The organism is Cellulosimicrobium sp. G4 BAM 1002 (genome assembly GCF_057126935.1).
The window spans coordinates 873499-890397 of sequence record NZ_CP182109.1 but is presented as its reverse complement, the minus strand read 5'-3'; the positions used below and the strand labels follow the sequence as shown (position 1 = coordinate 890397).

10 protein-coding genes are annotated in these 16899 nt (G+C 73.5%); 2 read left to right on the top strand and 8 right to left on the bottom strand.

The annotated features are described in order from the left end of the window. Positions 1-50 precede the first annotated feature (50 nt). Positions 51-1163, bottom strand: coding sequence for an epoxide hydrolase family protein (locus ACMXGY_RS04160; RefSeq protein ID WP_483775625.1), 1113 nt, complete (start codon positions 1161-1163; stop codon positions 51-53). 62 nt (positions 1164-1225) lie between these two features. On the opposite strand from ACMXGY_RS04160, the gene ACMXGY_RS04155 reads away from it, so the two are divergent. Next, complete coding sequence (locus ACMXGY_RS04155) at positions 1226-2197, top strand: helix-turn-helix transcriptional regulator (protein ID WP_483775624.1); 972 nt, start codon at positions 1226-1228, stop codon at positions 2195-2197. Between the two features lie 263 nt (positions 2198-2460). Here the strand turns inward: ACMXGY_RS04155 and ACMXGY_RS04150 are convergent, their stop codons facing one another. From ACMXGY_RS04150 to ACMXGY_RS04135, 4 genes are all read right to left on the bottom strand, one after another. Then, positions 2461-3747 (bottom strand): MFS transporter, encoded by a 1287-nt coding sequence (locus tag ACMXGY_RS04150; RefSeq protein WP_483775623.1) that lies wholly within the window; start codon positions 3745-3747, stop codon positions 2461-2463. Position 3748: 1 nt separating this feature from the next. Continuing rightward, positions 3749-4330: a MarR family winged helix-turn-helix transcriptional regulator gene (locus tag ACMXGY_RS04145; RefSeq protein ID WP_483775622.1), complete on the bottom strand. Its 582-nt coding sequence runs from the start codon at positions 4328-4330 to the stop codon at positions 3749-3751. Positions 4331-4715: 385 nt separating this feature from the next. Then, on the bottom strand, positions 4716-7505 hold the full coding sequence (gene topA, locus ACMXGY_RS04140; RefSeq protein WP_483775621.1) for a type I DNA topoisomerase: 2790 nt from the start codon (positions 7503-7505) through the stop codon (positions 4716-4718). A gap of 79 nt (positions 7506-7584) precedes the next feature. Next, positions 7585-8649, bottom strand: coding sequence for a phosphatase PAP2 family protein (locus tag ACMXGY_RS04135; protein ID WP_483775620.1), 1065 nt, complete (start codon positions 8647-8649; stop codon positions 7585-7587). 291 nt (positions 8650-8940) lie between these two features. Here ACMXGY_RS04135 and ACMXGY_RS04130 point away from each other — a divergent pair, with 291 nt between their 5' ends. Beyond that, positions 8941-9663, top strand: a complete 723-nt coding sequence (locus ACMXGY_RS04130; protein ID WP_483775619.1) for a TetR/AcrR family transcriptional regulator — start codon at positions 8941-8943, stop codon at positions 9661-9663. Between the two features lie 899 nt (positions 9664-10562). Here the strand turns inward: ACMXGY_RS04130 and ACMXGY_RS04125 are convergent. Genes ACMXGY_RS04125 through ACMXGY_RS04115 form a run of 3 tightly spaced genes read right to left on the bottom strand, consistent with a single transcriptional unit; the run spans position 10563 to position 16623 of the window. Next, positions 10563-14213, bottom strand: coding sequence for an ATP-binding protein (locus ACMXGY_RS04125; protein ID WP_483775618.1), 3651 nt, complete (start codon positions 14211-14213; stop codon positions 10563-10565). Beyond that, positions 14213-14959 carry a DUF4194 domain-containing protein gene (locus ACMXGY_RS04120; RefSeq protein ID WP_483775617.1) on the bottom strand — a complete coding sequence of 249 codons (747 nt, stop codon included), beginning with the start codon at positions 14957-14959 and terminating at the stop codon, positions 14213-14215. The genes ACMXGY_RS04125 and ACMXGY_RS04120 overlap by 1 nt, the downstream gene beginning before the upstream one ends. Beyond that, positions 14956-16623 (bottom strand): DUF3375 domain-containing protein, encoded by a 1668-nt coding sequence (locus ACMXGY_RS04115; protein ID WP_483775616.1) that lies wholly within the window; start codon positions 16621-16623, stop codon positions 14956-14958. The genes ACMXGY_RS04120 and ACMXGY_RS04115 overlap by 4 nt, the downstream gene beginning before the upstream one ends. Positions 16624-16899: the final 276 nt, after the last annotated feature.

Below are 16899 nucleotides of genomic sequence, written 5' to 3'. Positions count from 1 at the left end.
TGACGAGGTTCCGACTTCTCAGTCGGAAGACCTTCGGGAAGTCGACGCTTTCAGCGCAGCCTGCGGAAGAACCCGCGGATGTCGTCGACCAGCAGGTCGGGCGCGTCGTGCGCCGCGAAGTGGGAACCGGTGTCGTAGACGTTCCACGACACGATGTTCTTGTGGTCCCGCTCGGCGAACGCGCGGATCGAGTGGAAGTCCCAGGCGAAGTTGGCCAGCCCCAGCGGCACGGTGGTGGGCTCGGTCGGCTTGTCCGTGGCATGGAAGTCCTCGTAGTAGAGGCGCGCGGACGACGCCGCCGTGTTGGTGAGCCAGTAGATCATCGTGTTCGTGAGCACGTAGTCGGGGTCGAGGTTCGGGCCGAGCAACTGTGCGTTCCAGCCGAGCTGTCCCACCGGCGAGTCCGCGAGCGCGTGCGAGAGCGTCTGCGGGGCGGTCGACTGCAGCTTGTCGTACGCACCGCCGTTCTCCAGCCACCACGCCAGGAACTCGACGTTCTTCCGGTCCTCCGGCGACAGGTTCTCCAGCTCGGCGGGATCGCCGGACGGGAACGAGAAGATCTGGGTCACGTGCACCCCGAGCACGTGCTCGGGGTCGCAGCGTCCGACCTCGGGCGAGATGAGGGAGCCGCCGTCGTTGCCGTGAGCGCCGTACTGCTCGTACCCGAGGCGGTGCATCAGCTCGGCCCACGCCTTCGCGATCCGGTACCGGCTCCAGCCCCGGTCGGTGGTGTGGCCCGAGAAGCCGAAGCCGGGCACCGACGGGATCACCAGGTGGAAAGCGTCGGCCGGGTCGCCGCCGTGGGCTCGCGGGTCGCTCAGGCGGTCGATCACGTCCAGGTACTCGACGACCGTCGTCGGCCAGCCGTGCGTCAGCAGCAGGGGAGTTGCATCCGCCTCGGGAGAGCGGACGTGCATGAAGTGCACGTTCTGCCCGTCGATGGTCGTGGTGAACTGCGGGTACCGGTTGAGCCGCGCCTCCCAGGCGCGCCAGTCGTACTCCTCGCGCCAGCGCCGGACGAGGCCCTGCAGGTACTCGAGCGAGACGCCGTAGTCGGCGCCGCCGTCGGGCAGCTCGTTGGTCCAGCGCACGCGGGAGAGGCGCTGGTCGAGGTCATCGAGGTCGGCCTGGGGGATGTCGATGCGGTACTCGTTGATGTCCATGGATCCAACTCTGCCGGCCCATTAGGAAGACTTGCTTCCTCATGCAATGCGAATCTTGGGCCATGTCGGAAACCTCTGCGCGGCTCCTGCGCCTGCTCTCGCTCCTCCAGCTCCCGCGCGACTGGGCCGGTCCCGAGCTGGCCCAGAGGCTCGGGGTGAGCGGGCGGACCGTGCGCGCCGACGTCCAGCGCCTGCGGGGCCTCGGCTATCCGGTCGCGGCCACACGCGGGAACGTGGGCGGCTACCGCCTCGGCGCGGGTGCGAACCTGCCGCCGCTGCTGCTCGACGACGACGAGGCGGTCGCGGTCACCGTCGGGCTCCATACGGCGACGGGTGGCGCCATCGCGGGGATCGAGGAGGCGTCGCTCCGGGCGCTGGCCAAGCTGGAGCAGGTGCTGCCCTCCCGGCTGCGCCGCCGGGTCAGCACGCTGCAGACGTATACGGTGCCCGTGCCCCGCGACGACACGGGGCCGACCGTCGACACGGAGGTCCTGACGGCACTCGCCGCCGTCTGCCGCGACCGCGAGCGGCTCCGGTTCGACTACGCGGACCACTCCGGCGCGGCGACCGTGCGCGCCGTCGAGCCGTACCGGCTGGTGAGCTGGGGCCGCCGCTGGTACCTCTTCGCGTGGGACCTGGACCGGGACGACTGGCGGACCTTCCGCGTCGACCGGATCGCGCCGCGCATCCCTACCGGCCCGCGGTTCGCCCCGCGCGAGCTGCCCGACGACGTCGCGGCGTACGTGTCGAGCCGGGTCTCGGCCGCCGCCTGGCGATACCGGGCGCGGGTCACCGTGCACGCCCCTGCCGAGGTGGTGGGCGAACGGATCAGCCCGGCGGTGGGCGTCGTCGAACGCATCGACGAGCAGACGTGCGTGCTGGACACCGGAGCCGACACCGTGGAGACGCTCGGCGCGTACCTGGGACTGCTCGACGCGGACTTCGACGTCACCGGCCCGCCGGAGCTCGTCGCACACCTCCGCCGTCTGACCGCGCGCTATGCGCGCTCGACCCCACCCATCCCCGACCGGTGAGTGCGGAACTTATCGCGCCAATGCTTCGCGCACCGCGTTCTCGTACGCCTGCTCCAACTCGTACACCGCGCCCTCGACCAACCAGCCGACGCAATGAGTACCGACTCGTACCCGGCGGCTGAAGGTGTGCCTAGATGGCCTATCTGGGTGTGCCTGGCACCGGTACCGTGCCCGCGGACGTGCTGGTCAGCGAGTTTCCGGAACCACCCTGTGGGCATGAAATGGGCCCTGTCCTGGACACCCGCCATGCCCATTTCATGCCTTCATCGGACGGGGAGGGGGTCCGGCGTCGGGGTGCGGTAGCGGCGGAGGGGTGCGTTGCGCCAGGCCACCAGCCCGACGACGGCGCTCGCCACGAGCCCGCCCGCGACCAGCGCGACGGGCGCGGACGTCAGCGACGCGAGCACGCCGCCGCGGAAGTTGCCGACCTCCGGCCCCGCGACCCCGACGACGTGCTCGACCGACGACACGCGCCCGCGGAACTCGTCCGGCGTCTCGAGCTGGACGAGCGCTCCGCGCGTCACGACGGACACCGTGTCCGCGGCGCCCGCGACGGCGAGGCATGCGAGCGCGACCCACAACGGCCCCGCGAGCCCGAAACCGGCGAGCGCGACGCCCCACGTCGCCGCCGCGGCGAGCTGCAGGGCGCCCGCGCGCGGAGCGCGCGTGACCGCACCGGAGAAGAGCCCCGCCCCGATGCCTCCGACGGCGATCGCCGAGAGGAACAGGCCCAGGGTGCGCGGGTCGCCGTCGAACCGGACCTCGTTGACGAGCGGGAACAGGGAGATCGGCATCGCGAGCACGGTGGCCGCGACGTCCGTCGCGAACGAGCCACGCAGCGTCGGCTTGCGCCAGACGATAGACCAGCCGCCCGACGCCGCCCGACGCCGCCCGGCGGGAACGACGTCCTCCGCCTCCGAGGGAACGACGTCGCGAGCCTGGACGGGCGCACCCGGTGGCAGCGGCGGGAGGCGCACGAGACCGAGCAGGGCGACCAGTGCCGCAGCGGCCTGCAGCCCATACGCCGCAGGAAGGTCCCACCGCGCGAGGACCAGCCCGGCGAGCGCCGGGCCGACGAGCATGGCGACCTGGAAGGAGAGGTTCTGCAGGGCGAGCCCGGCGGCGACCTGGTCGGGGGGCAGCAGGCGCGGCGGGGCCGTCCGGCGCGCGGGAGAGCCGAGCGCGTTGCACGCGGCACCGAGGCTCACCAGACCCAGGAGCACCCACACCGACCGGTTCCCGGCGACGGCCTGCGCCACGAGGCCGAGAGCGGCGAGCACCTGACCGGCCGCCGCGAGGCGCATGATCGTGCGGCGGTCGTGGACGTCGGCGAGGTGCCCGCCGACGAGGCCGAGCGTGAGGAGTGGCACGGCGGTCGCGAGGCCGATGGTGCCTGTCCACACCGGGCTGTGCGTCAGCTCCCAGACCTGCAGCAGGACCGCGACCGTCGCCACCTGGATGCCGAGCCCACCGACGGCCGACCCCGCCCACAGGTCGCGGTAGGCCCGGCTCGTGCGCAGCGGGCGCAGGTCGAGGACGTGTGCGCGCACGTCAGCGCTCGCTCGGCGCGTCGGGCACCGCGGCGTCGGCCCGCTCGGCGCTGCGGGCTGCGGTGGCTGCCGTGGCCCCGGCGTCCGCGGGCACCGGGTAGCCCGCTGCGTCGAGCCGCTCGACGAGGCGCTCGCGCAGCGACCGCCGTGCGAGCACCTGTTCCAGCTCGACGACCGCCGCGCTGAGGGCGTGCGGCAGCTCGTCGTCGATCTCGGCGACCGACTCCTCGGTCGCCCGCCACTCCGCCTCGAGGAACGGCACGAGCTCGCGCGCCCGGTCGGTGAGCACCACGCGACGGGTCCGAGCGTCGTCACCGGGCGCGGTCTCGACCAGGCCCTCGCGCCGCATGGCACCGACGGTCTGGCTCATGGCGGAGTGCGTCCGGCCGAGCGACGCGGCGAGCTCGCGGATCGTCAGCGGCCCGGTGTGCGCGAGCCGGATGAGCGGGTACACGAAGCGAGGGCGCACACCCTCGATGCCGCGGTCGGTGTAGACGGTGGCGATCTCGTCGTCCAGACGCCGCAGCAGCGCATGCAGTGCGTCCCAGCGGCCGGGGATCGTGGTGGGGTCGATGTTTGTCACAGCACTGTTATAACAGCACTCATGCTTATAGGTCCATCGTCATGTGGATCAGGACGGCGGTCGTGGTCGGGTCCGCATGCGGGGCGTGGTCACGCGCCGAACACGACATGAGCGTCGTTAACCAGGCCGTAGCGACACCAAGGTCGTGTTCGACAAAGAGCAACGTCGTGCTCGACAACCACGCGAGGCTCGGGCGCCGGCCGCACGGCCCGACGGCACGACGGCCCGAGGACGCGAGACCGGCCCTGCGGGCCGTGGGCCCGGGTGAGGTGAGCACCGACCAGGGCGCCCCCACCCACCCCGACACCCAGGGTGAGCGACCGCCGTCGGACAACCACGGTTCTACTTCGGCTGACCCGGGGTTCTCCCTCGACCGACCGGGGTTCTACTTCGTCGACTTCGCGGCGGGCTTCTTGGCGGGGGTCTTTTTCGCCGCCGGCTTCCGGGCCGTCGTGCGCTTCTTCGCCGGGCCCTGGGCGCGCTTCTCGGCGAGCAGCTCGATCGCTCGCTCCGAGGTGATCGACTCAGGCGTCACGTCGCGCGGCAGCGTCCGGTTCGTCTCGCCGTCCGTCACGTACGCGCCGAACCGGCCGTCCTTGACGACGATCGGCTTGCCGCTGTTCGGGTCGTCGCCGAGCTCACGCAGCGGCGGTGCGGCGGTGGCCCCGCGGCCGCGCTTCGGCTGCTTGTACAGCTCGAGCGCCTCGTCGAGCGTGACGGTGAACATCGCCTCCTCGCTCGGGAGGGTCCGCGAGTCGGTGCCCTTCTTGAGGTACGGGCCGTAGCGGCCGTTCTGCGCGGTGATCTCGGTCCCGCTCTCGGGGTCCACCCCGACGACGCGCGGCAGCGAGAGCAGTCGCAGCGCGTCGTCGAGCGTGATCGTGTCGAGCGACTGGGTCTTGAGCAGCGACGCGGTGCGCGGCTTGGGCTGAGCGGCCTTGGCGCGCTTCTGCGCCGCGGCCGACAGGCTCGTGTCGATCGGCGGGAGGTCGAGCACCTCGGTGACGTACGGGCCGTAGCGGCCGGCCTTCGCCACGACCTCGTTGCCGGACACCGGGTCGGTGCCGAGCACCCTGCCGTCGTCGGCGCCGGCCGCGAGGAGCTCGCGCGCCTTGGCGACGGTCAGCTCGTCGGGGGCGACGTCGTCGGGCACGGAGGCGCGCGGCGGGTTCTCCCCCTCCTTGACGGGCGTGGAGAGGTCTTCCACGTACGGACCGTACTTGCCGACCCGCAGCTGGATGCCCTCGCCGATGGGCACCGAGTTGATGCCGCGCGCGTCGATGTCGCCGAGGTTGGCGACGAGGTCGCGCAGGCCCTCGCCCTCGGGCCGGCCGGTGCCGTCTCCGAAGTAGAACCGGGAGAGCCACGCCACGCGGTCGCGCTGGCCGGCCGCGATCTGGTCGAGGTCCTGCTCCATCTCGGCCGTGAAGCGGTAGTCCACGAGCCAGTCGAAGTGCTCCTCGAGGAGCCGCACGACGGCGAACGCGAGCCAGCTCGGCACGAGCGCCTGCCCGCGGGACAGCACGTAGCCACGGTCCTGGACGGTCGAGATCGTCGACGCGTAGGTGGACGGGCGGCCGATGCCGAGCTCCTCGAGCGCCTTGACGAGGCTCGCCTCGGTGTAGCGCGGGGGTGCCGAGGTGCTGTGCCCGTCGGCCGTGAGCTCGTCGGCGCGCAGCGAGTCGCCTTCGGCCATCTGCGGCAGCCGGGCCTCGTCGTCGCCCTTCGCGCTCGCGACGGGCGCGTCCTCGGCGTAGCGGTCGACGTCAGAGCTCTCCTCGTACGCCGCGAGGAACCCGCGGAACGTGATGACCGTTCCGGACGCGGCGAACACGGCGTCGCTGCCCGCGAGCCCGGCGGGCACGTCGGTCGCAGCGGCGAGCGGCGCGCCGATCCGCACGGAGGCCGTCGACCCCTTGGCGTCCGCCATCTGCGACGCGACCGTGCGCTTCCACACGAGCTCGTACAGCTTGAACTGGTCGTCGCTCAGCTCGCGCTTGACCTGCGCGGGCGTGCGGAACGAGTCGCCCGCGGGGCGGATCGCCTCGTGCGCCTCCTGGGCGCCCTGGTTCTTCGACGTGTAGACGCGCGGCTTGTCGGGCACGAACTCGGGTCCGTAGAGCTCCGAGGCCTGGCGGCGCGCGGCGGTCGTCGCCTCGGCCGAGAGCGACGGGGAATCCGTACGCATGTACGTGATGTAGCCGTTCTCGTACAGCGACTGCGCGGTCCGCATCGCCTGGCGCGACGACATGCGCAGCTTGCGGCTCGCCTCCTGCTGGAGGGTCGACGTCGTGAACGGCGCGGCGGGACGGCGCGTGTACGGCTTGGTCTCGAGCGACCGGACCGTGAATGCCGCGTCCGCGAGGCCCGTGACGACGGCGCGCGCCGTCGCCTCGTCGAGGTGCGCGACGCCGTCGCGCGCGGCGGCTGCCTTGAGCCGGCCGCGGTCGTCGAAGTCGCGACCCGACGCCACGCGCGTGCCACCCACCTGGACGAGACGGGCGCCGAACGCCTTGCCGGCGTCGGGCGCGGCGTCGTCGGCGTGCTCGAACGTCCCCGTGACGTCCCAGTACTCCGCGGCGACGAACGCCATGCGCTCCCGCTCGCGCTCGACGACGAGCCGGGTCGCGACCGACTGCACGCGGCCCGCGGACAGGCCCGACGCGATCTTGCGCCACAGGACCGGCGAGACCTCGTACCCGTAGAGACGGTCGAGGATGCGACGAGTCTCCTGCGCGTCGACGAGGTGCTCGTCGAGGTCGCGCGTGTTCTGCAGGGCCCGCTGGATGGCCTCCCGGGTGATCTCGTGGAACACCATGCGCTTGACCGGGACCTTGGGCTTGAGCGCCTCGAGCAGGTGCCACGCGATGGCCTCGCCCTCGCGGTCCTCGTCGGTCGCGAGGTAGAGCTCGTCGGCGTCCTTGAGCGCCCGCTTGAGCTCGGCGACCTTCTTCTTCTTGTCCGCGTAGACCTCGTAGTAGGGGTCGAAGCCGTGGTCGACGTCGACGGCGAACTTCCCGTACGGGCCCTTCTTCATGTCCGCGGGGAGCTCCGACGGCTGGGGCAGGTCGCGGATGTGCCCGACGCTCGCCTCGACCTCGTAGTCGTCGCCGAGGTAGCCCTGGATCTTGCGAGCCTTGGCGGGCGACTCGACGATCACGAGCTTGCGTGGCATCCGATCCTGCTTTCGTCCGTGGGTGCGTGGTTTCCGGCGTGGCAGCCTACGACGTTACGCCCTTCGCGCCAGCGGCACCCTACCCTCGAACGGCACGGGGGTCCGGGCGAGCGGTGGACTGGCGCACGAGCAGCAGGATCGCGAACGCCGCGGCCGTGACCGCGACGACACCGGCGACACCGCCGAGGTACGCCGTGATCTCCTGCGCGCTCGTCGTTTCCCAGGTCGCCGGCGTCGCGCGCAGGGACCACAGCGCCGCCATGCCGGCCGCCCCCGCGCCGACGAGCAGGAGGACGGCCGTCACGACGGAACCGGGAGACGCTCCCGCGCCCGGGTCGAGGGCCGAGCGGGGCGTGAAGGCGCACACGAGCGCTCCCCACGCGAGGACCACGAGCACCGCGGCCACGACGTCGCTCGGCCGGTGCCACTGCCCGACGAGCGTCGAGACGCCCGTCGCTGCCGTGTACGCGCCGCCGAGAATCGCCACGAGAGGCCGTGCCGCGCGCGGCACGACGAGCAGGAGCGCGGCGGCGACCGAGCCCGCGACGGTGGTGTGACCGCTGGGCAGCGAGTTGTCCGCGGTCCACCCGCCGATGAGGTTCTCCCGACCGAGGAGGGAGTGCTTGACGAGCTGGGTCGTGACGTTCGCACCGACGACGAGGAACGCCACCTGGACCGCGAGGCCCCAACGGCGCCGCAGGAGCGCGATCCCCATCGCCGCGCCGAGCCCGCCCACGACGAACGCGACGGACACCGTGTCCAGGACGGGCTCCGCGACCGCCCACAGCGCACCCTGCCCGGCGTCGGCGCCGTCGAACGCGGCACGCTCAAGCATCTGCCCCGCGAACGTGTCGACGAAGAAGCGCCAGATCGCCCACGCCACCGCGGCGGCGAGGACCGCCACGACGGCGGCCGCGACCCGCGCCGCGACGGTCGGCCCCTGCGCGGCTGCGGGCGGGCGCGAGGAGGAAGGCCCGCCGACCGCGGGGCCCGGCACGGGGCCGCGGACCGGTCCCGTGGGCCCGGGCCCGGGCGGTGGGGCGTAGTACGACGGCGGTGCGGCCGCCGGCGTCACCGGCAGCGGCCGCGTGCCCGACGCGCCGCTGGTCGGCAGCGGGGTCGTCGGGGCGTGGTCCGAGAGCATCCCCCCACGGTAGATGACCCGTGTGTGGGTTCCGGGAAGACCGCTTGAAGAGGCGGCTCACTCCTGCGGGCTCGGCCCCAACCGCGTGAGGACGAGCGACACGGCCCGCGGCGTCACGCGCAGCTCCGTGCACGTCGCGCACCAGGACCACGCGCTCCCCGAGCGACGGCATGGGCGCAGGTCCGTGGTCCCCGGCGACATGGACGCTTCGTCGTCGACGCCCTTCCGGCCCGAATCCATGACATTACTTACTCGTCAGTACGCGATTTCGCCTCGCAGTATGGTGACGTCATGACCGACGTCTCCTCAGAGCGGCACACCGCCGAGAGCGCCCCGCCCGTGCGAACACCGGGCGCCCCTCGTCGTCCCCGCCGGACGCGCCCGGCGACGCTCGAGCGACGCGAGGAGATCCTCCGCGCCGCCATGCGTGTGTTCGGCTCGAAGGGCTACCACCAGGGCTCGCTCGCCGAGGTCGCCGAGCAGGTCGGCATCACGCACGCGGGCGTGCTGCACCACTTCGGGTCGAAGGATCGGCTCCTCACGGAGGTCCTCGAGTTCCGCGACCGCGTGGACGTGGAACACCTCGAGGGCCAGCACATCCCCGGCGGCCTCGACCTCTTCCGCCACCTCGTCAAGACGGCCGCGATCAACGCCGAGCGCCCCGGCATCGTCCAGGCGTACACGGTGCTCACCGGCGAGGCCGTCACCGACGGGCACCCGGCGAGCGCGTGGGTCACCGAACGGTTCACCGGCCTGCGCGCCGACATCGCCGGTGCACTCCGCGAGGTCGTCGAGGAACGCCGGGCGGCCGGCGACACGGACACCGACTACGACATCACCGACGCCGCGCTCGACCTCGCCGCCTCGACGATCATCGGCGCGATGGACGGACTGCAGACGCAGTGGCTCCTCGACCCCGACGCCATCGACCTCGCCGAGTCCACCGCGTTCGCCATCGAGGCGATCCTCGCGTCGACCCTCGCCGGGGCCCGGCGCCCACACCCGCTCGACTGACGCGACCGCCGTCGGTCTCCGGGTCGCCCTGGACGTGCTGTGGTCGGTGCTCGCGCTGGGTTGGGCTGGTTGTGGTCGGGTCCGCGTGCGGGTCTGCTTCGGTGTTTTGGTCGGGTCGGGCAGCTCGTGGTCGGGTCCGCGTGCGGGTGTGCTTCGGTGTTCGGGCCGGGTCGGGCAGCTCGTGGTCGGGTCCGCGTGCGGGGCGGCGTCGGCGCTCGGGCTGTCCGCGCCGTCACCGTGGTCTGTCGGGCGTGGGTTTGAGGAGCGCGGCCTTGACGCCCTTCGCATCCGACGCCGCCCCACCCGCTCCTCCATCACCGCACCTCGGGCAGGCGCGCGGCCCACAAGCGCTCGAGGCCCGCCGAAGTAGAACCGTGGTCCCGCGAGGTAGAACCGTGGTCCCGCGAGGTAGAACCGTGGTCCCGCGAGGTAGAACTGTGGTCACACGAAGCAGAACCGTGTCCCGGCGACGGCGACGGCTCACGCATGCCGGGCGAGGCGTCGCGGCCCGTTTCGTGCTCGTGCCGACATGCGGTCCAGGCCCGTCGAGCATGCGGTTCTCGCCCGTCACGCGCCCAGGACGAGCCGCAACGACATGCTCGGCGCAGCACCCGGGGGCCGTCGCCCGGGTGAGCACCGACCTGGGCGAGACGACGCCGGAGGGGTGGGTGGGGGCGCCGCGTCGTGGTCGGGCCTGGCGGGAGCCGCGAGGAACGAGCGGCGGATGGTAGACGCGGCGCCCCCACCCACCCCGACGCCCAACCCGACCACGCGCCGTCGGACATGACCACGGTTCTACTTCGGCAGACCACGGTTCTACTTCGCGTGACCATGGTTCTACTTCGGCGAACCACGGTTCTACCTCGGCAGACCACGGTTCTACCTCGGCCGAGAGGGCTCTACGTCGTCGCGGGTTCCGACGCCGGGACGAGATCGCCGGCGGGACGGCCGTCGCGGTAGGCGGCGATCGAGAGCGTGCGCAGGCGTGACGAGCGGCCGGTCGGGTTGTCCACGAAGCCGACGGCCGAGATGTACGGCTCGATGACGTGGATCTTCTGCAGGGGCGTGACGATGAGCAGCTGCAGCCCGAGGCGCCGGAACAGCTCGAGCGCGAACCGCGTCGACTCGTCCGACCCGCGGCCGAACGCCTCGTCGATGACGACGAACCGGAACGCGGTCGAGCGCACGGCACCCCAGTCGAGCTTGAACTGGTACGCGAGGGACGCCGCGAGGATCGTGTAGGCGAGCTTCTCCTTCTGCCCGCCGGACTTGCCGCCGGAGTCGGAGTAGTGCTCGTGCTCGGAGTCGTCGGCGCGCGACCGCTCGGAGGCCGAGAGCACGAACCAGTTGCGCACGTCCGTGACGCGGCGGCGCCACGCCTCGTCGAGGTCGGTCATGCCTTCGCGTCCGCGGAAGCGCTCGACGAGCGCCTTGACGCGCAGGAACCGGTCCTCGGAGTACGACAGCGCGCCGCTCCCGTCCGCCAGCGAACCGTCGCCCTCCGCGAGCGCGCGGTCCTCCTCCGCGAGGATGCCGTCACCGTCGGTGCACGCCCGGAGGTCCTGCTGGAACTCGCGCACCTCGAGGTTCGGCGTGCGCGACATCTCCAGCCGGATGTACCGGCCGGGGTTGTAGTCGATCGCGCGGAGCGAGTCGTTGATCGTGTCGATGCGGTCGCGGATGACGTCCGCCTGCTTGGCGAGCTCGGCCGCGAAGCCGGCGATGTCGCGGATCGCGTTGGTGTTGAGGTAGGCCTTGAAGTCGGCTTCGAAGCGCGGCAGGTCGTCGCGGACGAGGCGGTCGTGGATCTCGCGGTAGCCGTCGGCGGAACGCACGTCCGCGTCGAGCTCCGCCGTCTCGACGGGGTACGCGGAGCGGAAGACCGCCATCTGGCCGGCGATCCGCGTGCCCAGGTCGGCGCGGTCGCGCTGCGCCTGCTCGGCCTCGGTCGTGAGGCGCGAACGGACGGCGTTCTCGACGGCGTCGAGGTCGGCGGCGCGTGTCGGACCGCCGGGCGCGCCGGTCGCACGCGTCGCGCCGTCGGCCGTGGGTGCGTCCTCCGGCGGGACGGTCGCGAGCTCACGGTCGAACTCGGCGGCGAGGGCCGCCGTCGTCTCCTCGTCGAGGGCGTCGCCGGCGCCGTCGAGCACGGCGCGCGCACGGTCGCGGGCCGCACGCGCCTCGTCGAGCGCGTGCCGGTCGGCGCCGAGCGTCGCGACGACGCGGTCGCGCTCGGCCTCGAGCTCGCCCTGGCGGCGGCCGTTGTCGTCGAGGAGCGCGGCGATCCTCCCGAGCTCGTCGCTCGCCTGCTCGAGCCGGCGCTTCTCCTCGGCGAGCTCGGCGATGCGCGCGGTCTCCGCTCCGCGGTCGAGCTCGTCCCAGTCGCGGTAGACGTCGAGACGACCCAGCGCGGCAGCGCGCGCCTGGAGGTCGCCGCGAGCGGCGGCGGCCTCGTCACGACGGCGCGCGAGGGCGTCGCGCCGGGCCGTCACCTCGGCCGCCTGCTCGAGCAGGGCGTCGATCTTCGCCTGCGTGGACCAGCCGAGCACGTACGCGCGGCGGTCGTCGACGGCGCGCGTGTCGTTCTTCTCGTGGTGGTCCGGCGCGTGCTTGACCTGGCCGGCGCGCGTGATCGCCCGCGGCAGTCGGCGGAACGCGTCGAGGTCGGGCGCGCACGCGTGGTCCGCGCGGCGCTCGAGCTCGGCCTCGACCCAGGCGGTGAGCGACGGCGCGTCGTCGAGACGGCGCACGTCGAGCAGGTCGGCAAGGAGCGGGACGCCGTCCTCGCGGGGCGCGGGGCGCCGGGCCGGGACCCGCTCGGGGACCCGGTGGTAGACGAGCCGCAGCCCGAGGTGCTCGCGGTCGACCCACGCCGCGACGTCGTCGTAGTGCTCGGCGGGGACCAGCAGGGACAGCGCGAAGCCGCGCAGCACGCGCTCGGCCGCGCCCTCCCAGTCGGCGTGCTCGGGCCGCACTGCGAGCAGCTCGCCGACGAACGGCACGTCGCCCGGCGCGAGCCCGACGCCGGCGCACAGCCGGTCCCGCACGTCCAGGTGGGTGCGAGGCAGGTTGGAACGACGGTCGGCGAGGCTCGCGAGCTCGGCCTTGACGTCCGTCGTCTCCTGCTCGACGGCGCGCAGCTCGGCCGCGACCTCGGCCGCCCGCTCCTCCGCCCGGGCGAGGTCGTCGCGCACCCGGACCGCGGCGTCGTCCGCCTCGCGCCGCAGCGCGGCGAACGCCTCGGCGTCGACGAGCGCGTCCGCGATCGCGCGTGCGTCGTCGATCCTTCCGTCGAGCCCGGGGTTGGACGGCACTGATCGGCCGGGCTGACCTGCAACCCCGGGTTCAGCGACGGCGGCGAAGGCCGGCGCGAGACCGGCCGCGGCGGCGTAGCCCGCGAGCTGGGCGACGCGGCGCTCACGTGCCGCCCGCTCGACCTCGCGGCGCGCGACCTCCCCCTCGATCGCCGCGAGCCGGTCGCCGCCGTGCCCGGCGCGCTCGAGCTCGAGGCGCTGCCGCTCGCCCGCGAGCAGGCCGAGCTCGTCCGCGACACGGGCGCGGCGGGACTCGCCGTCGGTCACGCGCTCGTCGAGCGCGCCGATGAGGCCGTCGAGGTCGGCGACCCGGCGCGACGCCGTGAAGGCGCGCAGCGCGTCGCGTCGGGCCACGAGGGCAGCCGCCCGCTCTCCCAGCGCGTCGTGCGCGTCGCAGTCGGCCAGCAGCGGCGCGAGCCGGTCGATCTGCGCGGTCGCTCGCACGACGGCGTCGTGCGCGCTCGTGAGGTCGTCGAAGTGCGCGACGAGCCGGTCGGTCCAGCGGTCGGCGTCGAACGGCTCGAGCATGTGCTCGCGCACGAACTCGCCGAGGTCGCCGACCGACTTCATGGACACCGTCTGGTGGAACAGGTCCATCGCCTGCTCGGACGGGATGCCGAGGAGGCGTCGGAAGTCGCGCCCGTACTCGGGGAAGTGGTCGCGCACCTGCGCACCCGACTCCCGCAGCCGGCGCCGGAGCGCGGGCACGTCGCCGAACCCGGCGAAGTCCTCGGTGATCGTGAGCGGTAGGTCGGCCGAGACGAAGAAGCGGTCGGGCTGCCCCGACTGGCCCGGCGCGAGCCAGAACACCTGAGCGAGCGTGACCTCCTGGTCGAACCCCCGGTTCGCGAACCGGCCGAGCACGACCGAGTACGTCCCACGGTCGCGCAGCCCCACGTGCCGCGTCGCCCCGGTCGCCTCGTCGCGCTCCGACTTGTAGTGCCCCGCGACGTACGACCGCAGCGACCGTTCGCGCGCGCCCGCGCCTGCCGCCTTGTTGTACGAGATGCGGTGCGACGGCACGAGGAGCGTCGTCACGGCGTCGACGATGGTCGACTTCCCCGAGCCGATGTCCCCCGTGAGGAGCGCGTTGCGCCCGTCGAGGTCGAACGCCCACACGCGCTGGTCGAACGTGCCCCAGTTGAGCACCTCGAGCCGTTCGAGCCGAAAACCCGCTCGGGCGTCGAGGTCGGCCGCCGGGTCGTGCAGCTCGACCGGGCTGAACAGGCCCTCCATCACGCCACCGTCCTCGTCGTCGTCGCCGGCGTCGCCGGGGCCGCCCGGGTCGTCCCGTCCCGCGGTCCGCCGTCCGACGCCGCGAGCTCGAGGTACTGCGCGAGCCGCGCGTCGAAGTCCGCGAGCCACTGCGCGTCGACGAACGCCTTGAGGATGCGCCGCACCTCGAAGCGCCGCGGCTCGCCCGGGGCGTCGCCGTCCGCGCCCGAGGGAGCCCCGACGCCGGGCGCCGCACCGTCCGGCCCGTCGGGATCGGGCCGGCCCGCAGGCCGCAGGAACCCGAGCTCGACGACGCGCCGCACGAGCGCGTCCACGCGGTCGACGAGCCGTGCCTCGTTCGTCGCCGCGCCCGCGTCCTGCGCGAGGAACACGCGAAGGAGGTCGACGATCTCGCCCCGCGTGAGGACGAGGCGCGTGTCCCCTCCTTCGGAGTCCGCCTGCGCGAGCCGCTTGCGCAGCAGCGCGAGCAGCAGGCTGACGTCGAACGGCAGCTCGCGGCGCGGGATCAGGCGCGGGACGCGCTCGTCGCGCTCGTGCTCCGGCTGCGAGCGCAGGTAGGCGTACCCGTCGCCCTCGTCGACGACGACCTGCAGGCCCAGCATCGCGACGGCGTCACGCACCTGCGCCTCCCGGGCGAGCAGGTCGCGCCACAGCGCCTCGCCCTGCTCGCGGTACACGACGCCCTTGAGCAACGACGTCACGACGACGGACAGCTCCGGGTCGCGCGCGGTGCGGGTGGTGCTCACGGGGTCTCCTCCGGGGTACGGCTCGGTGCGGCGGGGCGGGCGCGAACGTCCTGCGGGTCGGGGACACCGGGCGGGGCTCCCGGCGGCGTGGCCGAGCGCCGCGCGTAGGTCACGCGCGGCAGGCGGGCGACGCGCAGCACCGGGTCCTGCGGTGCGTCGTCGTGGAGCACCGGCCCCGAGGGCGCCTCGCCCTCCCAGCGCACCTCGTCGGTGCGCTCGTCGTCGTGCACGACGGCGAAGCGCGGGTCGTCGAGCGACAGGTACGTGACGAGCTCGGCCAGTCCGTGCTCGAGCGGGGCTGCCGCGAGGACGTCGGCGAGCGCGACCTCGGTCGGGCCGCCGGGGACGGCGAGCGCCGCCCGGACCGACCGGGCGAGGCGCTCGGGGTCGACGTGCACCTGCTCGTAGAGGGCCGCGACCTCGAAGTCGTCATCACCCTCCTCGACGTGGTCGGAGTCGAGCCGGGTCGTCGGGCGGGGTGTGAACAGCGGCCGCTCGGTCGGCAGGACGACGTCGGGCGCGACGGCGTCGACCGCCATCCCCGGCGGTCCGTCGGCGCCGGGCCGGGCGCCCGCGTCGCGCGCGGCGAGCGCCTTGGCCTCGACGCCGCGCAGGATGTCCATGACGCGACGGTTCTCGAGCCAGACCTGGTCGTCGAGGAACCGGCGCAGCTGTTCCGAGAGCGTGCGCACGGTCGCCTGGGTGCGCTCGCCGGCGTCGAGCCAGTCGTAGTGGACCCGGCGCAGCCGACGGTGCTCGGCGACGCCCGGCCCGACCGAGCCGGCGACCGGAAGCGCGTCCGGCGCGATCGCGTCGAGGGACTGGACGCGGTCGACGAGCGTGGCGAACTCCTCCTGACGCCGCCGGTCGAGCAGGAAGTCGTAGAAGGCGTGGAACGAGCGGCCCTGGTCGGACTCGGCGATCGCGGTGCGTGAGCGCACGACCTCCTCGAGCAGCTCGCCCTTGGCGCCGTCCCAGCCCGTGATGCGCTCGCGCAGCGCCCGGTCGAGCGTGCGGAAGTTGGCCTCGACCTCGCGGAAGTCGGAGAGCAGGTCGGCGGCGGTCTGCGTGAGCTGCTGGTAGCGGTCGCGCTGCGCGGCGGCGTCGAGCACGGCCACCCGACCGGCGCGCACCTGCGCGATCTCCTCGTCGAGCGCCGCACGCCGGTCCTCGAGCTCGCGCAGGCGCTCGGCCGGGTCGGACTCGGTGCCGACGGCGAGCTGGCGCAGGAGCTCGAAGACGGTGTTGAGCCGCGACTCCGTGCCGACGAACCCGCGGCTGCGCAGCGACGCGACCCAGCGCACGGCCTGCTCGACGGCGGGCGTCGCGTCGTAGTGCGGCTCGCTCGACCCCGGCGGGTACCACGCGCGCAGCCACCCCTGCTCCGGGTGCGCCCAGTGGTCGACGTACGCCTGCGGGGTCCTCGGGTAGCGCGCCTCCGCGGCTCCGCCGTCCTCACCTTCGCGAGTCGTCCGCGGCCGCCGGTCGATCGCCCACAGGTGGTCGTCGAGGCGCGCGACGAGCTCGCTCTCCGGGATCGCCCGGACGTTGTCCTCGACGAAGACCGTGCCGAGGAACGAGAGCACGAGCGGCGCCGTGTCGGCACGCAGGAGCCGCCACGCCGCGCTCGACCGTCGCAGGGAGTCGACGTCGTCGTGCAGCACTCAGGTCCTCTCGGGCGGGGCGGGTCGGGCTCGCGCGCCGTCGGAGCGGCGCGAACAGATCTTAGGTCGTGGTGCCGTCACGGCCTCCCCGACCCACCGGCGGGTGCGGCGATGTGCTGCCGTGGGCTTCGCGGGCGTCTCGCTGCCGCCGCCCCCGGAAGCCAGGCCCGGGACCATGGTCCCTGTCGGCGGGACACCTCGCGTTCGTACGCTGAGGGCGGCGCCGGCCGGCAGCGCGCCCACCCTGCCGGCCGGCGCCACCTGCTGCCCGCCCGC